The organism is Acetivibrio clariflavus DSM 19732 (assembly GCF_000237085.1).
GTDB lineage: Bacteria > Bacillota > Clostridia > Acetivibrionales > Acetivibrionaceae > Acetivibrio > Acetivibrio clariflavus.
This window is the reverse complement of sequence record NC_016627.1, coordinates 583319-609407: the sequence shown is the minus strand read 5'-3', so window position 1 is coordinate 609407 and position 26089 is coordinate 583319. Positions and strand designations below refer to the sequence as shown.

21 protein-coding genes and 1 pseudogene are annotated in these 26089 nt (G+C 35.8%); 7 read left to right on the top strand and 15 right to left on the bottom strand.

The window, feature by feature from the left end:
• Window positions 1-67: 67 nt before the first annotated feature.
• The 4 genes and pseudogenes from CLOCL_RS02585 to CLOCL_RS23755 all read left to right on the top strand — a co-directional run bounded on the left by CLOCL_RS02585 (window position 68) and on the right by CLOCL_RS23755 (window position 4794).
• Window positions 68-1579 (top strand): LysM peptidoglycan-binding domain-containing protein, encoded by a 1512-nt coding sequence (locus CLOCL_RS02585; RefSeq protein ID WP_014253881.1) that lies wholly within the window; start codon window positions 68-70, stop codon window positions 1577-1579.
• A gap of 473 nt (window positions 1580-2052) precedes the next feature.
• Entirely contained in the window at window positions 2053-2505 is a 453-nt protein-coding gene (locus CLOCL_RS02580) for a hypothetical protein (RefSeq protein WP_014253880.1), read from the top strand.
• Between the two features lie 403 nt (window positions 2506-2908).
• Window positions 2909-4062 (top strand): annotated as a pseudogene (locus CLOCL_RS02570) (IS3 family transposase).
• Between the two features lie 261 nt (window positions 4063-4323).
• Entirely contained in the window at window positions 4324-4794 is a 471-nt protein-coding gene (locus CLOCL_RS23755; protein WP_081466991.1) for a leucine-rich repeat domain-containing protein, read from the top strand.
• 75 nt (window positions 4795-4869) lie between these two features.
• Here the strand turns inward: CLOCL_RS23755 and CLOCL_RS02565 are convergent, their stop codons facing one another.
• The 3 genes from CLOCL_RS02565 to CLOCL_RS02555 form a co-directional block, all read right to left on the bottom strand.
• Window positions 4870-6381 carry a LysM peptidoglycan-binding domain-containing protein gene (locus CLOCL_RS02565; RefSeq protein WP_014253877.1) on the bottom strand — a complete coding sequence of 504 codons (1512 nt, stop codon included), beginning with the start codon at window positions 6379-6381 and terminating at the stop codon, window positions 4870-4872.
• 146 nt (window positions 6382-6527) lie between these two features.
• Window positions 6528-7247, bottom strand: coding sequence for an N-acetylmuramoyl-L-alanine amidase CwlD (gene cwlD, locus CLOCL_RS02560; protein ID WP_014253876.1), 720 nt, complete (start codon window positions 7245-7247; stop codon window positions 6528-6530).
• 121 nt (window positions 7248-7368) lie between these two features.
• Window positions 7369-7824, bottom strand: coding sequence for a DUF6199 family natural product biosynthesis protein (locus tag CLOCL_RS02555; RefSeq protein WP_027622494.1), 456 nt, complete (start codon window positions 7822-7824; stop codon window positions 7369-7371).
• A 322-nt stretch (window positions 7825-8146) separates the two neighbouring features.
• Here CLOCL_RS02555 and CLOCL_RS02550 point away from each other — a divergent pair, with 322 nt between their 5' ends.
• Complete coding sequence (locus tag CLOCL_RS02550; RefSeq protein WP_014253874.1) at window positions 8147-9853, top strand: GAF domain-containing sensor histidine kinase; 1707 nt, start codon at window positions 8147-8149, stop codon at window positions 9851-9853.
• A gap of 47 nt (window positions 9854-9900) precedes the next feature.
• Here CLOCL_RS02550 and CLOCL_RS02545 read toward each other — a convergent pair whose 3' ends face one another.
• From CLOCL_RS02545 to CLOCL_RS02530, 3 genes are all read right to left on the bottom strand, one after another.
• Complete coding sequence (locus CLOCL_RS02545) at window positions 9901-11544, bottom strand: peptide ABC transporter substrate-binding protein (RefSeq protein WP_014253873.1); 1644 nt, start codon at window positions 11542-11544, stop codon at window positions 9901-9903.
• Between the two features lie 282 nt (window positions 11545-11826).
• Window positions 11827-12696 carry a hypothetical protein gene (locus tag CLOCL_RS02535; RefSeq protein ID WP_014253872.1) on the bottom strand — a complete coding sequence of 290 codons (870 nt, stop codon included), beginning with the start codon at window positions 12694-12696 and terminating at the stop codon, window positions 11827-11829.
• Window positions 12697-12756: 60 nt separating this feature from the next.
• On the bottom strand, window positions 12757-13689 hold the full coding sequence (locus CLOCL_RS02530) for a GGDEF domain-containing response regulator (RefSeq protein WP_014253871.1): 933 nt from the start codon (window positions 13687-13689) through the stop codon (window positions 12757-12759).
• Window positions 13690-13979: 290 nt separating this feature from the next.
• On the opposite strand from CLOCL_RS02530, the gene CLOCL_RS02525 reads away from it, so the two are divergent.
• Entirely contained in the window at window positions 13980-14201 is a 222-nt protein-coding gene (locus tag CLOCL_RS02525; protein ID WP_014253870.1) for a hypothetical protein, read from the top strand.
• A gap of 181 nt (window positions 14202-14382) precedes the next feature.
• Here the strand turns inward: CLOCL_RS02525 and cooS are convergent, their stop codons facing one another.
• The 3 genes from cooS to CLOCL_RS02510 form a co-directional block, all read right to left on the bottom strand.
• Window positions 14383-16296, bottom strand: coding sequence for an anaerobic carbon-monoxide dehydrogenase catalytic subunit (gene cooS / locus CLOCL_RS02520; RefSeq protein ID WP_014253869.1), 1914 nt, complete (start codon window positions 16294-16296; stop codon window positions 14383-14385).
• A 123-nt stretch (window positions 16297-16419) separates the two neighbouring features.
• The gene (locus tag CLOCL_RS02515; protein ID WP_014253868.1) at window positions 16420-17490 is read right to left on the bottom strand and encodes an iron-containing alcohol dehydrogenase family protein; all 1071 of its coding nucleotides are present in this window, start codon (window positions 17488-17490) and stop codon (window positions 16420-16422) included.
• Window positions 17487-18140, bottom strand: a complete 654-nt coding sequence (locus CLOCL_RS02510) for an MtnX-like HAD-IB family phosphatase (protein ID WP_014253867.1) — start codon at window positions 18138-18140, stop codon at window positions 17487-17489. The genes CLOCL_RS02515 and CLOCL_RS02510 overlap by 4 nt, the downstream gene beginning before the upstream one ends.
• 296 nt (window positions 18141-18436) lie before the next feature.
• On the opposite strand from CLOCL_RS02510, the gene CLOCL_RS22360 reads away from it, so the two are divergent.
• The gene (locus CLOCL_RS22360; protein ID WP_014253866.1) at window positions 18437-18574 is read left to right on the top strand and encodes a hypothetical protein; all 138 of its coding nucleotides are present in this window, start codon (window positions 18437-18439) and stop codon (window positions 18572-18574) included.
• A gap of 165 nt (window positions 18575-18739) precedes the next feature.
• On the opposite strand, the gene CLOCL_RS02505 is transcribed toward CLOCL_RS22360, so the two are convergent.
• From CLOCL_RS02505 to CLOCL_RS02480, 6 genes are all read right to left on the bottom strand, one after another.
• The gene (locus tag CLOCL_RS02505) at window positions 18740-19813 is read right to left on the bottom strand and encodes a sulfate/molybdate ABC transporter ATP-binding protein (protein ID WP_014253865.1); all 1074 of its coding nucleotides are present in this window, start codon (window positions 19811-19813) and stop codon (window positions 18740-18742) included.
• 123 nt (window positions 19814-19936) lie between these two features.
• Entirely contained in the window at window positions 19937-20818 is an 882-nt protein-coding gene (gene cysW, locus CLOCL_RS02500; protein ID WP_014253864.1) for a sulfate ABC transporter permease subunit CysW, read from the bottom strand.
• Window positions 20819-20835: 17 nt separating this feature from the next.
• Entirely contained in the window at window positions 20836-21681 is an 846-nt protein-coding gene (cysT, locus tag CLOCL_RS02495) for a sulfate ABC transporter permease subunit CysT (RefSeq protein WP_014253863.1), read from the bottom strand.
• Entirely contained in the window at window positions 21681-22697 is a 1017-nt protein-coding gene (locus CLOCL_RS02490) for a sulfate ABC transporter substrate-binding protein (RefSeq protein ID WP_081467082.1), read from the bottom strand. Before CLOCL_RS02490 ends, cysT begins: the two co-directional genes overlap by 1 nt.
• Before the next feature lie 282 nt (window positions 22698-22979).
• Window positions 22980-23900, bottom strand: a complete 921-nt coding sequence (locus CLOCL_RS02485; RefSeq protein ID WP_014253860.1) for a DUF2935 domain-containing protein — start codon at window positions 23898-23900, stop codon at window positions 22980-22982.
• A 206-nt stretch (window positions 23901-24106) separates the two neighbouring features.
• A complete protein-coding gene (locus tag CLOCL_RS02480) occupies window positions 24107-25879 on the bottom strand; it encodes a TFIIB-type zinc ribbon-containing protein (RefSeq protein ID WP_014253859.1) in 1773 nt (590 codons plus the stop codon).
• Between the last annotated feature and the right edge of the window lie 210 nt (window positions 25880-26089).

Sequence of the window (26089 nt, the reverse complement as noted above, 5' to 3'; positions counted from 1 at the left end):
CTTTTTTACTTCCATATGAATATACTGGATGTGGCATTAAAATTTTAAAAAGGAATGATGAAAAACTATGATGTATACAGTACAGCCGGTGGATTCCCTATACCTTATTTCACAAAGGTTTGGAGTATCCATTGAGCAAATCAAGCAGGCAAATCAGCTTTCCGGCGATATAATCTTTATCGGACAACGTTTATATATTCCCATAAACCTCCAAAGGCCAACGGTTTATACAGTTAAACCCGGTGATTCCCTATACCTGATTGCCAGAAGATACAATACAATAGTTGAAAGCATTCAATTGTTAAATAATCTCACCGGTACTGAAATAAGAGTAGGTCAAACTCTTACCATTCCTCTTTACACCGAAGCTATTGTCAATGTAAATATAGCCAACATAAGGAGTGGCCCCGGAACTAATTTCAGTGTAGTTACTACAATGGTAAGAAATGCAAAACTTCCTGTTATCGGTTCATCCAACGGATGGTATAAGGTGCGTCTGCATAATGGCGTTGAAGCCTGGATTTCCGGAACAGTAGCAACTCTCAGAGCTTATAGCGGTGACAAACCAATTACAAATATTTTAGGTTTTTATACTTTAGAGGAGGGTCCTGCACTTCCTAGTTCCTTTACATCATTTGTAAACAATCCTGGAGAATTATCGCAAACCGGCCTTTTCATGTTCAGAATAAGTGCAAACAACCCAACCACCATTGAAAACTTCGGTGAATTTACCGATCAAGATATACGAAATCTTGTTGCAATTGCCCACAGGAACAATGTCAAAATATTCCCGGTTGTACATAATCTGCTTTACAGGCCGGGCGGAACAACCCTTGCCAAAAATGTGGTGAAAGTCCTTGTTTCCAATCCTCAAAACAGAACAGCCTTTGCTCTCAATCTTTTGAGACTGATACAAAAATATAATTTTGATGGAGTTAATATCGACATTGAAGATGTTTTCATCGAAGACAGTGCCAACCTTTCTCTGCTCTATGCAGAAATAGCGAGAGTTTTACGTCCTAGAGGCTATTTCTTCTCTGCATCGGTACCGTCAAGGGTGAGTGACCAACCTTTCAATCCGTTTTCCGATCCCTTCGACTATGCAGCAATCGGAAACGCAGTAGATGAGTTTGTAGCAATGCTTTATAACGAGCATGGCTGGCCTGGCAGCGGTCCCGGTCCTGTAGTGTCCATTGGATGGATGGAAAGAGTATTGAGATATGCCATTACAAAAATGCCTAGAGAAAAAATTGTGGGAGCAGTATCGGTGTTCGGATTTGACTTTAACCTCACTACCGGCAGAAATACTTACGTCACATATAATATGGCTATAAACCTTGCCAACAGGTACAATAAAGAAATTATTTTCGATGAAGAAACACAAACCCCAATGTTTGCCTATGTGGATGGGCAGGGTAATGAACATGAAGTATGGTTTGAAAACGCCCAAAGCATTTATGCAAAAATCAAGCTTGCATGGGATCTTGGTATAAAAGGAATAGCCCTCTGGAGACTTGGAATGGAAGATGAAAGTATCTGGACAATGTTAAGAAATCAGGTAGTTGTACGAAAAGACTAATTCTTCTAATACATCAGGCTTAAGTGCTATCCAATGGGGCCAACGCCCCGTTTTTTATTATTTTAACTTTTTTCTTTTTATCTGTATACACACTTAAGTATCAACACTCCCATATATGCCTTTGACATTTATAATCAAACATTAATCCATTTTTAAAATCTTTATGTATAAATTGATCCCCCTAAATAATGACAGTATTGAAAATATTGTTAGAATTTGTTATAAATCTGATATAATATCAAAAAAGTAAAAACTGAGTTTTTGTAGAATTTACGGTTATTGCACCCTTTTAAAGCAGGAATACGATAGAAATATAGCGGCAAAATTAGCTTCAAAAATATTGATAAAAAGTACAATATTCATGGTGCTGATATTTTTTTACTAAAAGATATTGAACATTATCTAAAAAAGTATTGCTAATGAAAATAGAAAGAACTTTTTAAAATATTGAAGTAAGGACAGAGTGAGGACTTATGAAAATTACAGAATACTGTAAACATAAATTAAAAATCAAAGGAATAAATAGTCGCTACATTATACCAATTATAGCAATAAGCGTTATTTTATTGCCTTTTCTTTTACTATTAATTGATTTTCTCGCAATAAATAAATTAAAATTCTACTTACCCAACAGTATCCCTGCTTTAACTAATGGAATAGCCTTTCTATTATTATTGCTGAACACAGTTGCTGCTGTTGCAAACATTAATAGATTTTTAAATTCAGAAGAATATTTATTTTTAATAGCTTTCCCTTTTAGCGACAGAAATTTCTTACAAGTTACACTTTTTGAATGCGGACCTTTAAGCTTATTATTGAGTATAGCTGCAAGTTCTTTCATTGTTGCTGATTATGCAATAATACCATATAAATTGATATATGGTATAATTATCGGTATGTATTTATTTGTGTTTTCTTTTACTTAAGCATTTTAGTTGTATTGGCTCAAAGAGCTGCAAAGTCGTCTATTCCCTTACTTGTTCTTTTTGCACCAGTAATATTCAGTACTTTGAATACATTAATGAATATAAAAGCAAATTATAATGAAAATGTTATCTTAAAATTGTTATTTGTATTTGGCCAAACTAAATTGGTAACTGTTTTTTTCAATATTTCATCAATGGCATTATTCCCTATTTCGTTGTTATTGTTTGCCTATTTGTACTTATGTATATTTCCTGTAACAAAAAGAATAATCCCTTAGTTAACAATCTTTTAAGTATAGAGAATTCTTATAAGGTAAAGTCTAAAAAATTCAAAACAAGCAATATTATAATGATACCATAAATTAAGACAGACAAAACGGTCAAAATAAGTTAGAATAGAAATATGAAAACGAGAAGAAAGTTTACACCAGAAGAAAAAGCAAAAATAGTGATTGAGGTCTTAAGGGAAGAAAAGACGCTGAATGAGATAGCTGCCGAATATGAAATTCATCCTAATCAGCTAAGTCGCTGGAAGGCAGAATTTATAAGCAATGCAGGCAGAGTTTTCAGTAAGGAAACTGATGAAGTAGAGAAGGTCAAACAGTCGTATGAGAAGGAGAAGGACGAACTGCTTAAGCAAATTGGCCAACTTTCATATGAAGTTGCCTGGCTTAAAAAAAAATCTGGCCGACTCTAAGTCCCGGGAAGACCGCATGAAGATGATTGAGAGAGAAGAAAAGAAATTAAGCATAAAAAGGCAAGCTGAACTGTTAGGTATTAATCGTACAAGCCTTTACTACAAGCCAGTACCGGTAACAGATGAGGAATATCTAATAAAACGTATTATTGATGAGGTATACACGGTTCATCCGGAATATGGCTATCGCAGGATGACAAATATCCTACACCGGGATTACCACATACAAATCAATAGGAAGCGTACACGGCGATATATGAGGGAAATGGGGATTCACGGTTTCTGTCCCGGGCCTAATCTTAGCAGACGTCTGCATAACAAATATTTGTACCCGTATTTGCTAAGAGACTTAAATATAGATCATCCCAACCAGGTATGGTCTATAGACATAACATATTGCCGTCTTAAACGTGGATTTATGTATATGGTAGCTATAATAGACTGGTATTCCCGGTATATTGTTGGATTTGAGTTATCAAATACTTTAGATAGGACATTTGTATTAGAAGCGATAAAAAAGGCAATCAAACGATATGGTAAACCTGAAATTATGAACAGCGATCAAGGTAAACAGTTTGCCAGTGAGGATTACATAAAATTACTAAAGAGTAATAATATAAAAATTTCAATGGATGGGAAAGGACGAGCCTTGGATAATCAAAGGATAGAGCGTTTTTTTTCGAACTTACAAGTGGGAGATGCTTTATCATGAAGATTGTGAAACGGGTCAGCAACTTCGGCAAAAAACGAGGGAATATATTGAATATTATAACAACAAGAGACCACATCAGTCACTAGGCTATAAAACGCCGTCAGAATATTATTTTGGGATTAACAAAGAGATTAAGGCAGTAGTATAAAACCTTGGGGCTCTGCCCCAAACCCCGTCCTCGCCGGAAGGCAGCCGGTCTGTCATAACAGACCGGGAATCAAAAGGATATATAACCATTGGATGTCAAGGGGCAAGATGAACTCGCATATGCTCGCCCTTGACATCCATCCGACAGAGTACCTTAAGGTAGATATTATACAAAAACATAGAAAGGAGAATCTAACTTAGAAAAGTTAAAAATTTGTCTTGACAATGGGGGTCATTATATTTAGATCTATCAGGAAGTAATATAAGTGATTTATCAGTACTTAAAAACTTTACCAATTTAGTTGAGTTAAATTTGTATTCTAACAATATAAGTGATATATCGATACTCACAAACTTCACTAAATTGAGTTATTTGAATTTATCCTATAACAATATAAGTAACATATCTATACTTGAAAATCTAAGCAATTTAGAATGTTTGTTTTTATCCAATAACAATATAAGTGATATATCACCTCTTAAAAACCTTACTAATTTATGGCGTTTAAATTTATCCAACAATAATATAAGCGATGTATCATCACTTAAGAATCTTACTGGATTGCTTTATTTAAATTTACGACATAATAATATAAGCAATATATCGCCACTAAAAAACCTTACTAAACTAACCTATTTGTATCTATCAGGAAACAACATAAGTGATTTATCTCCTCTTTTGTACCTTACGAATTTAGAAAATACTGATATCAGAGATAGATTTTACATATAAAAACATCAATCAAATTTAACATAAAAACCGTAATTTCCCCAAACTGGAAATTACGGTTTTTAATCTTTATACTTATTACCTCAAACCTCCGGCTATCAGTACATTTTGCTGGTGCAAAGCATCTATTTTATTATCCTTGTGCCTTTGGCAATTGAGGAAATATAAGTCAAAATGCCCGTCCATACCGTTTGCTATTGTATCGTAATTAGGGCCATAACCGTAATTATCACTTCTATTGGCAACATTCTGCATAAAGGGTAATCCATCAACTCCGGCATGAGGCATACCCGCAATGGATACAGCCAGACGCCTTCCGTTAAACTCCAGAATAAAAGGCCTTCTATTCCAGTTCCAATAACCGCCGAATATTTCTTTCATTACTTTAGTGTCGGAAGCGGTAAGTGTCTCGCAATCAGCATGTCCTGAACCCATAGTTCTCTTTATCATAAAACTTTTCCCTGTAGCAATATCAATTACTTTTCCGACACTTCCAATCGGAAATACATATTGTGCTTCAGCAAACCAATCCAATATTTCACCGGATGTCGGTATAACCTTGTCTTTTACAGGAATATTGTGGACAGGAATTTTCAACACATCTCCTATATAAAGTATTGCCTCCCGTGAAATATTATTGGCTGAGGCCAGTTCATAATCGGTTATTCCCATCTTCTCGCCTATAGTCCACAAGGTATCACCCTTTTGAACAACATAGTTTTTGTATGTTATATAGCTCTTTGATGTATCTACATTTATTTTGTTCTCAAAATATTTGCTATTGGGTCTGTCATCCCAAATATCCTGTTTTATGTAAGTTACACTTTTGTGAATGTATCCTGTTCCATTTGCCGTTTTAACCTTATACCAGTCTCCATTTTTACCAATTACCTTTACCTCTGTCCATGCCTTAAGATAACCTACAGGAGGCACACTTAAACTTGTACCGCTGCTTAATGTAGCATTGTTTGAAGTATAGGAAACAAAACTGTTATCTATTGGGTCAAGCCGTTTTATAATAAGCTTCTGATTCACATATATTATATCGCTTGTAAGACCATTCAATTGCTTTATTTTGTCTATAGTCGTACCAAACTTTTGAGATATAAGCCAAAGCGAATCTCCTGACATAACATTATATATCAGATCGCCACTGTTTTGCGTATATATATAAAGTAAATTCTTTTTGTAATCCATATAGCAATGGATTCCAAGCTCTTCACAGCAAAATTCCAGAGGAACTATAAATCTATAGTCTTCAATGCTCATAGGCGCTGGTGCTTTAATATATTTTCCGTTGAACATGACAATATCATTATCCAACCTGAATCTGATTTCACTTTCTTTGTAGGTTATTATGCCTGTCATTGAGTTATAATCATAAGTAAAATTTCCCCTAATGGACTCAGCCAATTCTTTTGCCGGTATCATTGTTATATTATTCTTTGAAACAGTTTTCACACTAATGCCTGTGGAAACGTTGTCTACAACAATTTCCACTTTATTTTCCCCAGCATATACATATACCTCCGTAAGCAACAGTATTCCAAGTATTGCTGCTAAAAAGACAGATACTTTTTTCTTTGGCATTAAAACATCCTCCTTAGTTTACATAATATATTATAATTGTATACCATTTTCAATCCCATATCCAGCTTTGAAAACACTCCAAATTCTGGTTCAAATAAAAAAACTCACTGCCTTATTAAAGCAATGAGTTCTGCTTACATTTCTTTTTAATTTTCATAATATTTCATTATACCTTCTTTTATGGCTAAAGCAAGTTTATCCTGATATTCAACAGTCGCAAGCTTCTTTTCCTCCTGTGGATTTGATAAGAACCCGCACTCAACAATTACCGTTGGAGTCTTTAAGTTTTTCAGTATTATAATTTCTGCTTTTTTTAGCATTGCCACTCTTTTATTCTCCGGATCTACAATTTCTTTCAAAGATTTTTGTATCAATTCAGCTGCTGTTTTGCTTTCCGGTGAATTGGGCGGATAGAATACCTGTGCTCCATAATATTGTTCCTGCGGGAATTTGTTTAAATGGATGCTTACTACAAGTTCTGCCCCGGACTCATCCATTATTTTCTTTCTATTTATTAAATCCTGTCTTCTTTTCTCAGTAACTTTTTTTGTTCCTTCTGTGTATTTAAGGGTGTCATCTTCCCTTGTCATAATAACAGTAAAGTTCTCAGCTTTCAGTAATTCCTTTACTTTTTGGGCAATATAAAGATTTATTTCCTTTTCTCTTATCCCGCTGAAGTCACTCACTGCCCCGGGGTCTTCTCCTCCATGCCCGGCATCTAATACCACAATTTTATTTTTCACCTCATTATTAGTTGCTTTTATCGCCGGAAAATCAATTACCTTAAAAATATACGCTGTTAAAACAATCGCTATAAGAATAACTGTCGCAATAATAATTTTTTCCTTTTTCAATATCAAAATCATTGATGTTTCCCCCTGTATTTGAATCTACAATTAACATATTCAAATACAGTTTGGCCATATGCAAACAAACCCTAACAGTTTTCGCGAAATTTTTTGGAGCTAAAATATATACTGTTCAAACCTATAGAGGGAAAAATGCATAGACGTACACTATAACCGTTCCTATCAGTAAAAGCAATACTCCGGCTAATTTGCTGGAAAGCAGATATATATCTGAAGGTTCCACATCGTCAATATTATCAATTACAGTAAAATATTTTAACCTGAACAAAATTTCCGGATGGAAAATATTTAAATATCCTATAATTACACAAAGGATTGAAGAAAACAAAACTATGAAAAAATCCTCTTTTGAAAATGCTACAATAAAAAATAAAACATAACTTGCAATTATAAACGCAATACATATAATTTTTGCAATTTGCTTTATTTTTTCCCTTCTCTTTTCTTTCATATTAAATTCATCAACTATTTTTGAGCTTTCAGTTACTTCTATTTTTCCAATATACGCTTCACACTCTTTGCACTTTAAAGCATTATCACTGTTTCCGGTATTGCATTTAGGGCATATTTTCATGCTATTTCCCCCTAAATCGCCTATAATAAGGCACATATTCCTTTCCAATTTTAATTATATTATAGACTCTTTTCTATTGTCAAAATTTCAAATAGTATTGAAGTTTAACATCGCTTATAAATATCCTCATCAAAATGAAAAATTGAAATATCTTATGTTTTATAGTATAATATATTTATATCCTATATTGGTTTAACTCGCATTTTCAAATTTTCCTAAACAATCTTGTTTTATGTATTGCATCTTACAATATATAGCTCTTTTATCGTTTGCATTTTCTTTATAATTTGAAAAACTAATCCAAAAAATAAGGAGTCCTGCTATGCTAAATAAAAATGCATTTTATCTCGGAAGCCAAGTCAGTATTTATGACGATTTTATTTATTTTCTAAAAAATGCGTTTTGTAAAATCAATATATTTACCAACGTTAACGATTTTGTTAAAAATATTGAAAGCTTTCCTTCTCATACCAGCAACGCAGATGTACATCCTATAATATTGTTTATTGAATATCCTTTTTTAAATGAGATTAATAATTACTTAAATAATCGATTGGAATATTCCGAATATATACTGATGAGCTTTTACCATGAAGAGCAAAGGTCTATAGGCTATTTTGACAATGTCTTCGATTTTGTCAATGTCATTGAATTCAACAAACAATTTCTTCTGAACAAGCTTAAAAACGAAATAAATATCAGGGAAAACTTCCTGTCATTAAAATATTGCTTTAGTGAGTTCTATGAAGTAGATAAAGCTATTTCTTTGGAAAATAATACTTTTAATCTTTTAGAAACAGTCATAACAAGCAGCATTAGACTAACCTCTTCCGATGCTGCTATATTATATCTTGTAATAGACAAAAACTCTTACAATTGGACCACAATAAAAGATGACAACTATGACGATAAACTGCTTAAATTCATAATCTCAAAAAACATGAGCATAGACATTGATCTTGATGTTCATACTTCCACAATAACCCAAGACAGTGTTTTGGGCTATTCGGTTATAACAGGAAAACCTATAAGAATTGATGACGTCTGTACATTGAATGCCGACTCTGAATACCACTATAACAACTACTTCGATCTAAGTTCAGGATACATAACCAAATCCGTTCTCACAATACCTATGAAAAACCATGAAAACAACGTTTTAGGTGTAATTCAGCTTATTAACAAAAAAGAAAATCCGAATCAAAAAATAGATTATAAAGATCCTTCCGGTATGAGCAGCATTATTCCCTATACTTACATGGATGAGCTTATAATGACTTTACTTGCGGACCGGACCGGAATAATGCTTGAAAACATTTTAATGTACAACGACATGCAACATCTTCTTGAAGGTCTGAAAAATCAAAATATGGCATTAGATACATTAATCCAAAGAATTCAAAAAGCTCAGGAAGAAGAAAGAAAGCGTATTGTGAGGGAATTACACGATGGTCCTGCTCAAGCTATGGCAAATTTCTCATTTAAACTTGAACTTGCTCGAAAATATATTACAGATAACATGATTGAAAAGGGACTCCATGAACTTGATTTGTTAGCTGAAAGCATTGATTTTACTTCAAAAGAGATACGCAGTATTCTTTATGACATGAAGGCATCTAACCTTGATAACGGGCTTGCAAAAGCCCTTGAAAACAGGTTGCGCTTTTTTGAAGAAAATACCGGCCTGAAAGTCAATTTCATGTTTTCCGGTGACGATTCCAAACTGGAACATCATATTGTATACTCTCTATACAGAATGGTAGTGGAAACACTTACTCACATTCACAAATTCGCTAAAGCAAGTATGGTTACAGTTGATTTAAGAATATATGAAACCGGTATATCAATTCAAGTAACTGATGATGGAATGGGTTTTGATGTAAAAACCAATGCAGATAAGCAAAAAGCAATAAATGCCGGTTTTGGATTATCGTTACTTAAAGAACGTGTAGAATTTTTAAAAGGAAGATTTGATATACAATCAGCACCCGGTAAAGGAACAGACCTCATAATATTTATTCCTTCATAAAGGCAGCCTGAGATATGCTCCTGCCAATAAATCGCAACCTTTGTTTTTCACTCCAAATAAGTCCAGTACAAGTCCATATCCTGAATTGCACTGCTTCCTCTGACAAAACCTTTTATTTCATGTTTTATAGCATAACTGTCGTATACATAGTATAAAGGACATATAGGCATATAATTAAATAGTAATTCTTCTGCCTCTCTGAGCAAATTCATTCTTTTTTTCTCATCAACTTCTTTTCTGGCTTTATTTATCAACTGGTCATATTCGGAAATATTAAAACCTGCTGCATTAAAGCTGTTTCCTATTTCAAATATCTCCAGGAACAAAATCGGATCATTGCAATCACCAGCCCATCTTAAAAGAACCATCTGATATTCTTTTTGTAACAATCTTTCCTTGACACTTTCTAAAGGCAATGCCTCTATTTCTACCTCAATACCAACGTTTTTTCTCCACATTTCCCGGATAGCTTGAGCATCCCTTTTAGAAATCTCCGAATCGTCTATCAACAGGGTCAATTTAGGCAAATCCGAAAGTTTAAGCTCCACAAGAGATTTTAATGCAAAGCTCTCAGCTTCCGATACATTAAAGCCAGTGACAAGATCGCCTGTCTCTTCCCGGAAAGATTTTTCCACACCTCTTACAACGGGATTTACAAAAGCATAAGCTCCTTTTGAGCCATTCTTAACCACATTATTTACAAGATTGTCCCGCTCAATGCCATAAGTTAAAGCTTTCCTTAAATTTATATTTTTAAGGTACTTATCCTCCATATTAAACAAAATATATTGTGTTTTTCCTGTATTATAATCTTCAATCCTAAATCCTTTTGCTTTAAGTTCCTCAATTTGATTAGCCTGAGAAATTTCCGCAATGTCAAGCTCTCCTTTTTCAAAAGCTGCAATAGCGGATGGATTATCCGTGATAATCTTAAAAATTATTCTATCAATTTTTATATTTTCTGCATTCCAATAATTCGGATTCTTTTCAAGGGCTATGTATTTATTGTGCTTCCATTCCTTTACAATAAAAGGACCATTGCCTAAAATATTTTGGGCTTTTGCACCATACTCGCCAATATCATTTGCCAATTGTTCCTTTACATAAAATTTCCCATTTATCGGCATAGCTACACTATTGCATACAATTTGCAGAAAATACGGTGTAGGTTGCTTCAGTTTTACAACCAACGTTTTTTCGTCCTTAACCTCAATGGCAACATCCTTTCTGCTCCCTTCACCATTGAAATAACTTTCGGCACCTTCTATACACATAAGGAGATACCCCAATGGAGAAGGCTGTTGTTCTTTGGCATTAGGATTTAAGGCCCTAAGCCAAGCCTCTTTAAAGTCCATTGCAGTAACTTGTGAGCCATCTGCCCATAATGCTTCTCTTAAATGAAACGTGTATGTAAGCTTATCTTCACTGACATCCCAGGATTTTGCCATTCCCGGCATAGGTATTCCATTCTCGTCATTCCGGCACAAGCCTTCAAAAACTGCATTTATAATTCTCATGGAATGAACATCGCCAACAAGTTGAGGGTCAAGCACTTCCGGCTCTCCGTCAATACTTAAAGTTATTTCTTTTATAGCCAAATCCTGTTCTTTTTTAAAGTCACAGCCGTTAAAAACTATGTTAAAGCATATTAACACTGCTGCAAATTCTACGGTGACTTTCTTAAGCCTCATAGCGGCAAATCCTCCCTGTAATTTTCATGAGGTCATTTTTAAGTAAATGACCTATGCAATATGGTCCTCCGAGAACCATAAAACCAATTTTGCAACAATCCAATTCAGTAATTTCTCGCTAGGTACAAATGCTGTTCAATCTTGTACTACGTTATTAATATATGTTACAAGATGTCCGGTTAAGAACGGAAAAGTGTATGTTTTGAAGGTATTAGTCAGAAGTGATGCTCTTATGAACTCTCCAGCTTTCCTTCTCAGCTTGAAAGCTGGAGTTTTTTGACTCTAAACAAAATGCACATCAATGTCATCAATGTTGCCGCCTAAACGGTAAATAGAAGATTTTATCTCCAAAAAAGTCTCATAATCTATAGTATTTCTGTTCTTTTCGATATAACCGCGAAGAACAGGTATTGCCCTGCCATCCCCAAAATTTCCGAGGCATATGGCACCAAAAAGTTTATTTTCCATCTTTATAAATGTGTTCTTTATTGTCCTGTAAATCAAATCGTACAAACTTCTTTCTTTTACTTTAACGCCTATCTTCACCAAAGTATCCAACAGATATTCTTCCAAATTCCCAATATTGCTGCTCTCATTTAATATCTCCATAATCCGGCTTGCAGCACTTTGGCCTATTTCAATTAAGGAATTTAATATTTCTTCAATTATTATTTCATTATCTTCACTAACTTCAAACATCAGCTTGATTAATGCTTCTAATGCACTTAAAGCCTTCCATTTCCCAATTGTCCTGATGGCCATCAACGATATTATTTGCTCGTCATCATCATAAAGATATTTATCGTCCGATGCCAAATTCAATAAGCTGTTTACAGCATCGTCGTTATAAGTATGTAATTTGTCTAAAAGCGGGTCCGGTATATCATTGTCACATAACACTGCTGCCATCTTAAACAATTCAATGAGCTGTTCCAATTCAGTTACTGAATCAAAATACTCTCTAGGGCTTATCCCTCCTATACTTGAATTAGGAGTTTGCGCCCATTTTTCAAGATCTTTCTGAAGTTGCTGTCTTATACTTTCATCCTCTATATTTAACAATTCATGAGATTTATTGCTCATAAAAATTTTATTATAACTTTCCTCTACAGCCATGTTGTAACTTTCAAAAAGCAGTTCTGACCTTTCCAATTTTTAATCCCCCAATTGCATAATAAATTTAAATTTCATTTCAATATAAATTAAAATACTTTAAACTTTTCTTCTGTCTTTTACAAATGTACTTCCCGGCATTGATTTCGCCTTTTTCTTAATTTCAGCTGCAATTTCTGCAATTTGTATATGACTTATTAATTCCCTGAATTCGTTTGTCACTACTGCAAGAGAAATGGATATAATCGGAAATTTCATAATTTGTCCCTGTCTATTGCTTGTAACAATGTAGCCTCTTTGAATATCCTCATCACAATACAGGGACTTAATCTTTTCATCAAAATCGTTTATTATTCCTTTACATATGGATTCTGCTTTATCGGGAGTAGTGACAATAACAAAATCATCACCACCAATATGTCCGATAAAATCACCCCGGTTTCCATAATTGTGTACATTGTCAATTATTATATCTGCCGTAAGCTTAATTGCCCTATCTCCACTGGCAAAGCCATAAACATCGTTATATGCTTTAAAATTGTCCAAATCTCCATATATAACTGCAAAAAGCATTCGCTTTGCAATTCTTTGATTAATTTCAGCCTGAATCTCTATATTCCCTTGAAGTCCGGTGAGAGGATTAGCACGCCTATTTCTGTCAATACGCTTTAAAGTGTTTCGAACTCGACTTAAAAGTTCTCTTTCGTTAAAGGGTTTTATAATGTAATCATCGGCTCCTATTTCAAGGCCGGTAAGTTTATCATCTTCATTATCCTGAGCAGTCAACATAATAATGGGCATTAAATTATTACTCTCATCTTCTCTTAGTATTTTACAAACTTCAAAACCATCCATCCCAGGCATAACTACATCCAATAAAACAAGATCGGGCTTTTCTTCCCGTACCTTCTGAATTCCTTCCATGCCGTTTGATGCAATAACTACATCATAATCTGCAGCTGTCAGAATATCCGATATTAACTTTGTCATAAACTCGGTATCATCAATTATGAGAATTTTTTTCTTAAACATGAATCACTAACTCCTATTGAAGTATAATAGTGAAACTGCTGTAATATTTATCGGAAAAATTGCATTAAATTATTATAATTATATATTAATTTATCGGTTTTGAAAAGCTTTCTAAAGGCATTATTTGCATAAACAGTATTCCCTACCTCATATTTATATGCATTATAATAATTATTATATTAATTTTTTACACATGGTTACAAATATATCGATTATAATTTTGACATCAAATTAATAACTAAAAGATTTTGATTTGTGGTATACTTATAGTTAATAAGGGAGTGATTATATTGGCAGAATTCTGTATATGCGGTTCATTAATGCTGGATGGTTTATGCACAAACAAAAATTGCAAAAACAAGACTGTCAGCAAACAAAACGCATCTACCGCAAAGAAAACTAAAGCAAAAGACAACACTTTAGAAAGTAAACCAAAAACAACTAGAATAAGAAGAGCTTCAAAATGTATTACTTATAATTTATATGATTTAAAGGAAGAGAATTCTCAATAGAATACTCTTCCTTCATATTGCGTCTGTACTTCCCGGTTCAATTTGTCTTGGGTTTTTATATAAATTTTTATCCTCCTGTTTTCTGTTCCTTTAATTAATAGCCAGTCACACCTTTCGCTATCGAGCGTTATAAACTTTTAATTTAATAAAATCAGAATACTTTTTGCTGCATATTTCCGATTTATTTTAAACCGAGTGCCTTTCTTTTATTATTAATATGTGCCTCTATACCGTCTGCCACTTGTTTCGGGTCATCGCCTAAAACAATTTTGCCACCGGTCAATCCCTCTACATCCTCCGTTAACAACTTAACCAACTGCGGCGCACCCGTTATAAAAGGAGTAGGGGATAAGTGCGTATAAGCACCGAAAGCTACTGCAAAAACACCATCAATAGTAGCTTTTTGTTCCATCCATTCCGGCGCTGTAACTGCTATAGGCAAATCCGGTACATCTACATTCAAAAAGTCAGCCAATGCTGTAACAAGCATGGATATTCGTCCGGTGTCAGTACATGTACCAAAACTTAAAACAGGAGGAATTTTCAGCAATTCACAGACTTCTTTAAGTCCAGGTCCTGCCATTTCTTTTGCTTCCAGGGTACACAGCCCGGCAATCTCCAAGCCGTGATTACCGCATCCCCCACTCACAACCAAAATATCCCTTTTAATTAGTTCCTTTGTCAAATTTACCGTATTCCAATCATGAGGTCCGTTTCTCAAGGAGGAACAGTTTACAAGGGCAACCACTCCTTTAATTTTACCCGATGAAATAACTTCTACCAACGGGTCCAGCTTATTGCCCAGTGCCCCCAAGACAGCTTCACAGGAAAATCCCGCAATAGCCTTTTGAACCCTTTGAGGAACCTTAGGTATTATTTTACCTTTTCTCTTTTTAAAATTCTCTATTCCAAGCTGTATCAACCTTTCAACCATACCATCCACTTCCCGGGGATTATATGGCATTAGATGCTGCAGCCCCGGTATCCCTATAATGGTACTTACACTTACCAAAGTTACCTGGTATTTCTCTGCATATTGATCTATTGCTGGCGGGGAACAATTTTCTTCCATAGCCACGACGTCCACTGCCCCTGTGGCCAGCATGGGTTCAATGGCCAGCCAATTTCCCATCAGTCCGACAAACACGTCATCTATTTCAAATCTCTGCAAAAGCTCCTGCCCCGTCTCAATGGATCCCACTACTCTCAAGCCTTTGGCACCGGCTTCCCTTGCCCTTTTTTGGATCTCCTCAGTTCTGGCTTTTTCTATGGTTGCAGCTCCCACCCAGGGTTGATGTCCGTTAAAGACAATGTTAATATAGTCAGGGTTCAATATCCCAAGGTCAGTATTTACTTCATGGGGTTGAGGTGTTCCGTACAGTATATCCTGAACCATTTCAAGACCTATCTGTGCTGTGTATATGGTAGCCAGCCCTAATCTTAAAGCCTTTTTAGCCAATGAAACATAATCACCGTCCACATTTGTAAGACAGCTTGCAACGCAATTCTGTTCCTCATGTACAACTCCCGCCGGATAAATATTAAGCTTTTTCCATACTTCCTTCCTCTTTTTAGGTGCAAAGGCTTCCACCATAATACTCGGTTTTTCCGGATCTTTAGCCATTTCACTTTCCAAAAGATCAGCTAATTGAAGAGCCATACTGTTTATATCCTGATTTGTATCTATTCCGACTTTTTCGCACATCCATTTCAACTTATTTTCGTCGGTAATCTTAAAAGGTGTTTTCCCTTGTGCTGTTAATCTTAAAGTTCTATAGGCTTCATAAGCATGGTGGCTGTACGTACCCGCCCCCATTATATTGTGCAGCAGCAACTCCCTCATTGCCATTGCATCGGGACCGATTCCGCACACTCCCCTGGTCTGCCCGCCTTTTTCACTAATTCTGCAGGGTCCTTGTGAACACAGTTTACAGCTTAATCCTTCCAGGCAAAATTTACAGCGTATTTTCTCCTGAAGTGTCCAGCGATCAAACACATTAGACATTTTGTCTTCTCTAATGCGTTTTAGCATTTCTTCAACAGAGTCATGGTAACTTACCCTTCCCTCTGTTTTTTCCAAAATTGTTTCGCTCATTTATCATTCCTCCAAAAAAAATATATATAAAAGTTTTTGCTCAAAACAATATAAATATGTATAAAAAAAGCAAGCACCTGCAAAATGGCAAGTGCTTACCTGAACATCAATTTAAATACTCAATCACTTAATATTAAATATATCTTTCAGAATACTGTCTTCAAAAATTACTTCCTTGGCCTTTTCCCTATACTCCGGCACATGTATATAAGTCATCCTGTTCGGTTTTATATCCGGTGCCATATCTATAGCTTTTATATAATCATCAGGATTCAGTTTAAGAGTTTTAACGTAACTGAAAAAGCCTGTGTCGGAAAGAAATTTTCTTATCCTTTCAAATCGGTGGTTTTGCACAAGGCTCATTATGTAGCTTGCAATTCCCACTTGTATACCGTGCAGCTGAGGCTTTAAAGTCATTTTGTCAAGGGCATGGGATATAAGATGTTCACTTCCGCTAGCCGGCGAACTGTTACCGGCTATCTCCATCGCAATCCCGCTCATGGTAAGAGAATCCACCAGCTCTTTTATAAAAAAGTCCTCTTTAATATCGGTGTATGGCATCCTCACTATGCTGTTTACCGATTTTTTTGCTATCATTACCGCCAGGTCATCCACTCTTGTGACACCTTTTTCTTCCTCAAAAAGCCAGTCATATACTGCTGTTATTTTTGAAACAATATCCCCAAGCCCTGAATATATAAATCTTTCAGGGGATTTTTTTATTATAGCCGTATCAACAATAATTCCATAGGGCATTCGGGCATGTACGGAAGTCCTGTGCCCGTTTATGTAAAGTGAACATCCTGAACTCGCAAAACCGTCATGAGCCGTAGATGTAGGAACACTAATAAACGGAAGGTCTCTTAAGAAAGCTACGTATTTAGCGACATCAAGTACCTTCCCTCCTCCTATACCTACAATAGCTTCTGTGTCGGCAGGAATGGAAAAGGCCTTTGAGGTTATGTATTCCATGGAATTATCATCGCACTCATTCTCTTCCAGCACTTTGAGCCCTTTATTTCTATTTAATGATCCAAAGATTATATCTCCAAATAAATCCCTTATTCCCTCACCTATAAACAGTACTATTTTCTTTATCCCGGACTTTAATATATATCTATCCAGTTCCTCCAATTTATTGGGGCCAACTTCCATAATAACAGGAATAGATATCCTATGGGTTTGAGGCTTCATATCAAAATCCCCCTTTCTGTCAAATCCTTTTCTATTTCCTTAAAATCCGAAAAAACAGTAAAATTAATATTCTCTTTGCGCAGCAGTTCAGCCAGTTCACTTCTGGCATAAACCAAATCGGCTGTTTTTGCCGCCTCTAAATCCGGTTCACTGTCTCCGGCAAAAATTATGTAATCGTAATTTTTCTTTATACTTTCCACTACTTTCCGTTTATCCAACCCGAAAACTTCTGAAAAATACTCGCTGTTCGGATCGGGAATAATTTTTATACCTCCGTTTGAATAAACACCTTCCATGGATATTACCGGGACATCCTGTATCTCGTAGTGTTCCAGCAATATTTTTATATAATAGGAAGTACCTGCACTTACAATATAAAAATCTCCATTGTTTTCTTTTATTTTATTTATAAAGTCTTTTGCATATCTATCCAGAGGTATTTGAACAATTTCTTCATATATCTCTTTCTCACTTAAATTAGTAGATCCGAATACTATATTTAAAAACTCCACATTTATCTTTTTAGTCTTCTTCCACTCATTGTAGAGCTTTTTACCCTCATCTCCCATATACTTCTCAATTATAATATGGTAAAAATCCTTTGAAGAAAGGGTTCCATCAAAATCCGAAACAAACGCAAACTTTTTCATCCGATAACCTCCCATTTTCTATAGACAGCCATATAAACTTGTCATTTATGTCTCTGTCATAACTATATTAAACTACTTTCCCTCCAATATCAATAAATCCCATTGCTTCGTCCCGATATAATATACCCAGTTGATTACCTGTATAAACGCTATTACTTATTAGATGCAATAAAAAAAGACCGGAAAAAACTTATTATTCTTTCCTGTCCTATTAACCCGGGCAAAAGATTTTTGTAACACTTATTGGGAATCCTCATAAACTAATACTATAAATAACAATCAGGGAGGTTATAGCTATGTCTGACGACAGATGCGGTTTTGTGGGCTTTGGCTTTGGTTTTAGCTGGTTCTGGATAATAATTATTATTATCCTTTTATGTTGCTGCGGTAATGGCTTCGGATGTTACGACAATTCCTGCAACAAGCCGTGCTGATAAAAACTTTGGAATATCATCCCCTTATGCTTTTCTCTTTCACTAAGTTCAAATGAATCGGAACAACAATTTTGGGGCACAATGCCCCTTTTGTTTTCCTCTTTCATTTCAATGGAATAGAAACACTAACTTTCAGACATTATGCCCTTATGTTAAATCAAATTATTATATTACATAATCTTCCGGTATAAATACTTTGAAATCCTTAGGCCTTACATATATAACCTGTTTTTCTTTCAATCCGAGTTTCCTGTATTGTTCCTTATTGATTTCAGCCTCGATGAATTCTCCATTGTCCAGCCTCCTGAGCTCAAGGTTTACAATTGGACCTATTGCTCTTATAAATATAATCTCTGCAGCAATAAACTCGTTTCCTTTTGCTTCAAGACTTATTTCAATATCGTGGGGACGGATATAACTTATAATATTTTTATCGCCTGCCTCTGTATATTCAGGCAAATCAAGCTTTATAGAACCGAGTTCAACCTTTCCGTTATGTATTCGTCCATGGAACAGATTAACATTACCTAAAAAATTATATACAAAAGGATTTGCTGGATTGTCATATACCTCTTCCGGAGTACCTATTTGCTCTATTTTCCCCTGGTTTAAAATCACGATTCTATCAGCTACATCCAGAGCTTCTTCCTGGTCATGGGTAACAAAAACACTGGTTATGGGATATTTGTCATGTAACTTTCTAAGCCATCTGCGAAGTTCTTTCCTTACCTTGGCATCTAAGGCTCCAAATGGCTCGTCAAGCAGCAAAACTTTGGGTTCCACCGCCAATGCCCTGGCCAGTGCAATTCTCTGGCGCTGACCGCCGGAAAGTTGTGAAGGATATCGGTTTGCCATTTCCTCCATCTTTACCAGCGCCAACAGTTCATGTACTTTTTGTTTAATCTCCTCCTTGCTGGGTCTTAACTTTGCAGGTCTGACTCTCAACCCAAAGGCTATGTTATCAAATACTGTCATATGCTTAAACAGGGCATAGTGTTGAAACACAAAGCCGACCCTTCTGTCTTGTATACTTTTTTGGGTTGTATCTTCACCGTCAAAGATAATGCTTCCCTCATCTGCCGTTTCCAATCCGGCTATTATCCTCAGCAATGTGGTCTTTCCGGAACCGGACGGTCCAAGTAAGGCAACCAGTTCTCCGGTATTAATTTTTAAGTTGATATCACTCAGTGCTTTAAAGGAATCAAAATATTTGGTAATATTGCAAATCTCAATACTCATAGCCCATCCTCCAAACAATTAGGTATACATAAACCTGAACTCATTTATTATGAAGTCACACCCCAAAAACAGCATTGCTTCAAACGATATCCCCGGCAACTTCAATGTTTTTCAATATGAATATTATTCTTTAGTCTGCTGCTGTATCTTCCAATCGGCAATATTCTTAACAATCAGGTTGACAATTGCAATAATTGTCAAAAGTGAAGCTACCGCAAAAGCAGCAGAGAATTTATATTCGTTGTACAATATTTCAACGTGAAGAGGCACAGTATTCGTGAGACCGCGAATATGGCCCGAAACCACCGAAACGGCACCAAATTCACCGGCAGCTCTTGCAGCAGTCAGGATAATGCTGTATATAAGTCCCCACTTAATATTCGGAAGCGTCACAAACCAAAAGGTTTTAAACCCGCTTGCACCTAGTGTAAGAGCAGCCTCTTCCTCTGCTGTTCCCTGGGCATCCATTAATGGAATAAGTTCTCTTGCTACAAAGGGAACAGTTACAAACAACGTGGCAATAATAATCCCTGGAGGTGCAAAAATTATCTTTATTCCCCAGGCATTCAGAATCGGACCAAAAAGGCCATGACTTGTGCTGAACAGCAAAACAAATATCAACCCTGCTACAACCGGAGAAATGGCAAAAGGTAAATCAATAATGGTAACTAACAGATTCTTACCCCTAAATTTGAATTTACTTACCGCCCAAGCTGCCGTTATGCCGAATACAGTGTTTATCGGCACGACAACCGCTATTGTTAAAAGGGTAAGCTTTATAGCTTTTAATGCAATAGGATCGGCAATAGCAGCATAGTATACACCTGCTCCCTGTTCAAAGGCTTTAATAAATACCAAAACAAGGGGGATCAAAAGTACCAACGAGAAAAATATCAAAGCAGCGGTTATAAGAAGAAATTGAACAGCTTTTGATTCTCTTACTGCCCTCTTTTGTATTCGATTCGGTTCTATCCGTTTTATACTAACTGGAATATTGGACGCCATCCTACCCTCTCCTAGTTCTATTTATATCGATTACTTGCTCTCCACTCAAAAAAGTTAATAACAAACAACATTATAAAAGAAATAACCAGCATTATTGCTGCAACAGCTGTACCGCCTACATAGTCATACTGTTCAAGCTTTGCCCTTATCAATAAAGGTGTTATTTCGGTTTTTAAAGGCATATTTCCTGAAATGAAAACCACTGAGCCATACTCTCCCAAAGCTCTTGAAAAGGCCAATGAAAAACCGGTTATCATAGCAGGCAACAGTTCAGGCAGAATAACTTTGTAAAAGGTCTGAAATCTTGAAGCACCAAGGCATGCAGCTGCTTCTTCTACCTCAAGATCAATATTTTGCAAAACCGGCTGAACCGTTCTTACTACAAAGGGAAAACTTATAAATACTAATGCAACTACTATCCCCAGAGGCGTATAGGATATTTTTATGCCCATTGGTGCAAATAACCTTCCTATCCAGCCGTTTTGAGCATACAGTGTTGTAAGGGAAATGCCCGCAACAGCAGTGGGAAGGGCAAAAGGCAAATCGATCAGGCCATCGACAATCTTTTTGCCGGGAAAATTATATCTTTCTAAAACCCATGCAATAAGTAATCCAGTAAACACATTAATTACAGCTGCCAAAAAGGATGTGCCAAATGATATTTTCAGCGAAGCTATTACCCTTTCCGATGATACTATCTCCCAAAATTTCTTAAAACCTATGCCTGCACTGTTTATAAAAACCATTGAAATGGGGATCAAAATCAGCAAAGTTATATATGAAAGGGTGAATCCCATTGTTATCCCAAAACCGGGTATTACGCTTTTTTGCTTTAACTTTATCGGTTTTAATGCAAGATTCATTATCTCACCTCAAAAATCTGGTCAAATACCCCACCATCGTCAAAGTGTTCCTTTTGCGCCTTATCCCAGCCGCCGAAAACTTCATCAATGGTAAAGAGAGATATTTCAGGAAACAGTGATGTATATTTCTTTGCAATTTCCTCATTTCTCGGTCTGTAATAATTTTTTGCGGCAATCTCCTGGCCCTCATCACTGTATAAATATTTTAAATATTCTTCTGCAACCTCACGGGTTCCCTTTTTGTCAACAATTGCATCAACCACTGCCACAGGCGGCTCAGCCAAAATACTTATTGAGGGGATAACAATTTCAAATTTGTCTTTTCCCAGTTCCTCAACAGCAAGTAAAGCTTCATTTTCCCAAGAAATAAATACATCACCAATACCGCGTTCAACAAAGGTTGTAGTCGAACCACGGGCTCCAGAGTCGAGTACGGGTACGTTCTTGTAAATAGCTTTTACAAATTCCCTTGCCTTTTCTGCGTCATTGCCGTACTTTTTCAGGGCATACCCCCATGCTGCAAGATAATTCCATCTTGCACCGCCTGATGTTTTTGGATTTGGGGTTATAACCGACACATCGGATCTAATCAAGTCGTCCCAGTCCTTTATGTTTTTTGGATTTCCTTTTCTAACCAGGAATACAATTGTGGAAGTATAAGGGGTAGAATTGTGGGGTAAACGTTTTTGCCAATCCTTATCTATTAATTGCTGATTTTTATTTATGGAATCAATATCATAAGCTAGTGCCAAAGTAACTACGTCAGCTTCATTTCCATCGATAACTGTTCTGGCCTGACTGCCTGAGCCTCCATGAGATTGTTGAACAATTATATCCTGACCGGTTTTCTCCTTCCAATACCTTACAAAAGCCTCATTATACTCTTGATAAAGTTCACGGGTCGGGTCATAGGATACGTTTAAAATAGTAATTGCCTTTCCATCATTCGTTTTTGATGTCGGTGAGCCATTTTCCGTCGAGACTGGTTTTTCACCGCAACCGACAAATACTGTCATTATTGCAGTTATTAAGGCCGGTAGCAAAATTTTATTTAACTTTTTCACAACCACCACTCCTCGTATAAAATTCCATAGTAATTCGATAGGTTTAGTATTATATTATAGAGAATTTTCTTCCATGTCAATAGATTTTAGAAAAATTTTTATTATTCCTATCGTTTTAGTTTTATTTCCATTGGTATAAAGCAAAAAATTAAGCATGAAATACTCATAAGGAGTATTCATGCCAATTTAACCGCCACAAAACCTATTATTTTTTATATAACAGACAGTTCCTCTTCATCTCTCGAATATTTTCAAAAGTCTTAAATAGTGATTGGCCTCACGCAATGTATGATCTCCTAACAGCGGAATTATAATGGATTTAATCTTACAATTAAGCAGCCCTTGCGTTCCCTGGGCTTTGAAATCCCGAATTTCGGCAGTCGCTTTAAGACTATCTGCTGTAACTTTCTCAAAAGATGCAGTATTATCCATGGCAGCTATCGCTTCTGCCGTCAGTTGATCAAACTCTTTGCCGAAATTGTCGGCCGTATTTATCAATTCATTTTCAGTTGGATCAAGTAAACCGCGTATAAATTTCGAATGCTCTGCCATTATCCTATTCCAGAATGCCTCCTGCTCCAAAGCTTCTTTTTCAATAATTACGTTTTCCCGATTCTGAAGCCTTTGAACCGTTCGTAAGTATAATCTCGCTTCCCTCATAATATGGTCTATCAATAACGGATAATTTACGGTAAACATTCGGCAGGACAAAACATTGGATAAGATGGTTGCTTTAAACTGTATCAATCCGGATATCAAGAAAATAGCTTTCTGATTTATCATTGCTACTCTTTGCACAAGCATCGGGGTAACTGCCACCATTCCGCCACCCATTAATCTGGTTTCTGCCAGCGTTATTTCCGTCGGTATCTGTACTCCGGTAAAATATGATGATGCCCTTTCTGCGTTAAGAGTATACTGAGTAACTACTTCTCCCGACTGAAGTACTCCCGTGCCGACAACCCCATTGGAAAGTGACACAACCTCAGCCAATAGTTTGTCAAACTCTCTCCGAAATTCGTCGGCTCGTTGGGTAAAACTCGCATCTTTAGGTGTAAAGCCCACTTCGAGAAAAAATGAGTGTTCTTTCATTATCCTTGCAAAAAACAAATGCAGCTCTAACGACTGTCGCACAAAATCCAAGTTAGAAAGCATAGCATATCCTCCTGACAATTCATCCTTCGCTATATTTTATGTACACTTGACATAATATGCTACACTTTCACTTTGAATTGATATACCTTTATCTTTTATAGATAATAAACAAAGTAATTAGGTTACTCACAATATAAAAACCCCCCTTTTGTTCAGTAGATTATTATATCTTACCAAAAAGAGGGGATTTTCTTCATATATAGTGGTTAAATCTCATCTACCGAAATTGTTACCTGCATCATTCCTTTTTCAAGGGCAATCTGTACGTACATTGGCCCTTCCTCATCAGCAAAATAGATTCGAATTGCATCAACCAGCTGCCCGGTTTGTGTTTCTTTTAATGCCTGTTCTTCCACATCTTTTGCCGTAAATGTCTTATAAAGAATAATACTGCTTCCTTCCACTTCGGATAAAAGTTCAAAACCGTATTTTTTCAGGTAATCACGATAAGCTATGCAGGTATCCCAAGTCGCTTCATATATATACAGTTGTTTCATGTATTCATCTATATAAGATATATGCTTCAAAGAAGGTTCCATCTGTTCCGGAAGCGGAAACATTTTAAAAACAATATCCCTAATCTGGTCTGAGTAATGAGTAATTTGATATACTTCATAAAAAGTATTGTTAGTTATTGTTGCCATTCCAAACTGGAATCCCAAAACAGCTATATATATAGCAAGCATTGCAACTTTGATATTTCTATATATATTGTAATTCTTCTTTATTATCTGATAATCCGAAAGTATCCATCCTATTTTGCTGTAATCCAGCTCTGTTGTACAATATTTACATACAGCTCCTTCAAAAATGTTGATACTCCCGCCACAGTTAGGACATTTGTATTCCCGTAAAGCAAAATAGTAGTTTTTCAAAATTGCATCGGTCCCCAGCAGTCTGCATTTCACCTTTTCATAACGATCTTTTACCCTTTTTCCATCATACCAAAGCAGTCTCAAAGTTACCATTGCATCTATTACATATCTGCTTCCGTTTTTTCCGGCATTAAGAAATGACATTCTCGTTATATTGCAATCAATTATATCCTGATAATTCGATACTAAGTTTCCAAGGTCAAAGGTTGCAAAGGAAGATACCTGACGGCCATCATCGGCCATATGAATACTTCGGAGCATATATTCCAGGTTCTGATAAAAATCGTATGCAGAGAAATTCGGAATTACAGCCTTTACTATTTCTTCTCCGAAAATATTTCTCATATATAATAAATACAGAGCCATACCGAAAAATACAAATATGATGAGTAAAATAATGAGACTTTTAATCAGAGGCGGAACATATGTAAATGCAAACATTCCGGGAAGAAGTGCTGTAATAGCCTCCATCCCATTATTTCCAGCTTGAAGCAGTTCTATCAAGATGATAAATGAAGTTATCCCTAATGCTATAATCAAAACTGTCACTATTCCCAATGTAAGGAGTCCTTTAAAAAAGGTACTTTTTGATTTTTTATAGGTGTTTTCCTCCAACGTAAATCCTGATACCTTAGTTTCAAAGTCTTTTACTACATATTTCGAACCACAGTAATCGCAACCGTCAATAAAGGTAGCTATTCTTCCCAGATGCCCACAGTTTGGACATTTAGCTTTATCTTCAATTATTTTTGATTTAAGAAAGTGCATATGAGATATTTCTTTATCTTTTTTTCTATAAATTAATTTTCCATCGCGATATATCTTTCGTTCCGCTATTACATTTCTGCTGCTGTTTCCAATAATATTGCTGCCATCTGATTTAGTATCAATCGGCCCTCTTATTCCATCATCATAAATACTCAAATCCAGCAATAGACCCTTTTGATCCAGTCTCTTTTTTGATATATGAGTACTCTGCCAAAAGGGTTGAGTCACCTCATCAACAAGACTCTCTTCATTCACTTCTCCTCGGAAAAATTTACGCCAGAATTCCCAAAAATGAGTTTCTTTTTTCTTTATTTCCGCCAGCATATCTTGATTCATTTTGGCCACCATCTCTCATATACATTTAATTATATTAATTCACATAAATCAAATATCTTTCTTATCTGTCACCATTAATACTCACTAAGTCACAGAACTTAATTAGACAAGTACCTACTTTAATGCTATCATATAAAAATCTACTATTCAATTACGGAAATTATAATTACTCCCAATTTAAATTGCAAGTTTAATTGCCTTACAAAATCT

Coding starts and splice junctions, on each gene's coding strand:
- CLOCL_RS02585 (WP_014253881.1), top strand. CDS start 68: ATGATGTATACAGTACAGCCGGTGGATTCCCTATACCTTATTTCACAA.
- CLOCL_RS02580 (WP_014253880.1), top strand. CDS start 2,053: ATGAAAATTACAGAATACTGTAAACATAAATTAAAAATCAAAGGAATA.
- CLOCL_RS02565 (WP_014253877.1), bottom strand. CDS start 6,381: ATGCCAAAGAAAAAAGTATCTGTCTTTTTAGCAGCAATACTTGGAATA.
- cwlD (WP_014253876.1), bottom strand. CDS start 7,247: ATGATTTTGATATTGAAAAAGGAAAAAATTATTATTGCGACAGTTATT.
- CLOCL_RS02555 (WP_027622494.1), bottom strand. CDS start 7,824: ATGAAAATATGCCCTAAATGCAATACCGGAAACAGTGATAATGCTTTA.
- CLOCL_RS02550 (WP_014253874.1), top strand. CDS start 8,147: ATGCTAAATAAAAATGCATTTTATCTCGGAAGCCAAGTCAGTATTTAT.
- CLOCL_RS02545 (WP_014253873.1), bottom strand. CDS start 11,544: ATGAGGCTTAAGAAAGTCACCGTAGAATTTGCAGCAGTGTTAATATGC.
- CLOCL_RS02530 (WP_014253871.1), bottom strand. CDS start 13,689: ATGTTTAAGAAAAAAATTCTCATAATTGATGATACCGAGTTTATGACA.
- cooS (WP_014253869.1), bottom strand. CDS start 16,296: ATGAGCGAAACAATTTTGGAAAAAACAGAGGGAAGGGTAAGTTACCAT.
- CLOCL_RS02515 (WP_014253868.1), bottom strand. CDS start 17,490: ATGAAGCCTCAAACCCATAGGATATCTATTCCTGTTATTATGGAAGTT.
- CLOCL_RS02510 (WP_014253867.1), bottom strand. CDS start 18,140: ATGAAAAAGTTTGCGTTTGTTTCGGATTTTGATGGAACCCTTTCTTCA.
- CLOCL_RS22360 (WP_014253866.1), top strand. CDS start 18,437: ATGTCTGACGACAGATGCGGTTTTGTGGGCTTTGGCTTTGGTTTTAGC.
- CLOCL_RS02505 (WP_014253865.1), bottom strand. CDS start 19,813: ATGAGTATTGAGATTTGCAATATTACCAAATATTTTGATTCCTTTAAA.
- cysW (WP_014253864.1), bottom strand. CDS start 20,818: ATGGCGTCCAATATTCCAGTTAGTATAAAACGGATAGAACCGAATCGA.
- cysT (WP_014253863.1), bottom strand. CDS start 21,681: ATGAATCTTGCATTAAAACCGATAAAGTTAAAGCAAAAAAGCGTAATA.
- CLOCL_RS02490 (WP_081467082.1), bottom strand. CDS start 22,697: ATGACAGTATTTGTCGGTTGCGGTGAAAAACCAGTCTCGACGGAAAAT.
- CLOCL_RS02485 (WP_014253860.1), bottom strand. CDS start 23,900: ATGCTTTCTAACTTGGATTTTGTGCGACAGTCGTTAGAGCTGCATTTG.
- CLOCL_RS02480 (WP_014253859.1), bottom strand. CDS start 25,879: ATGAATCAAGATATGCTGGCGGAAATAAAGAAAAAAGAAACTCATTTT.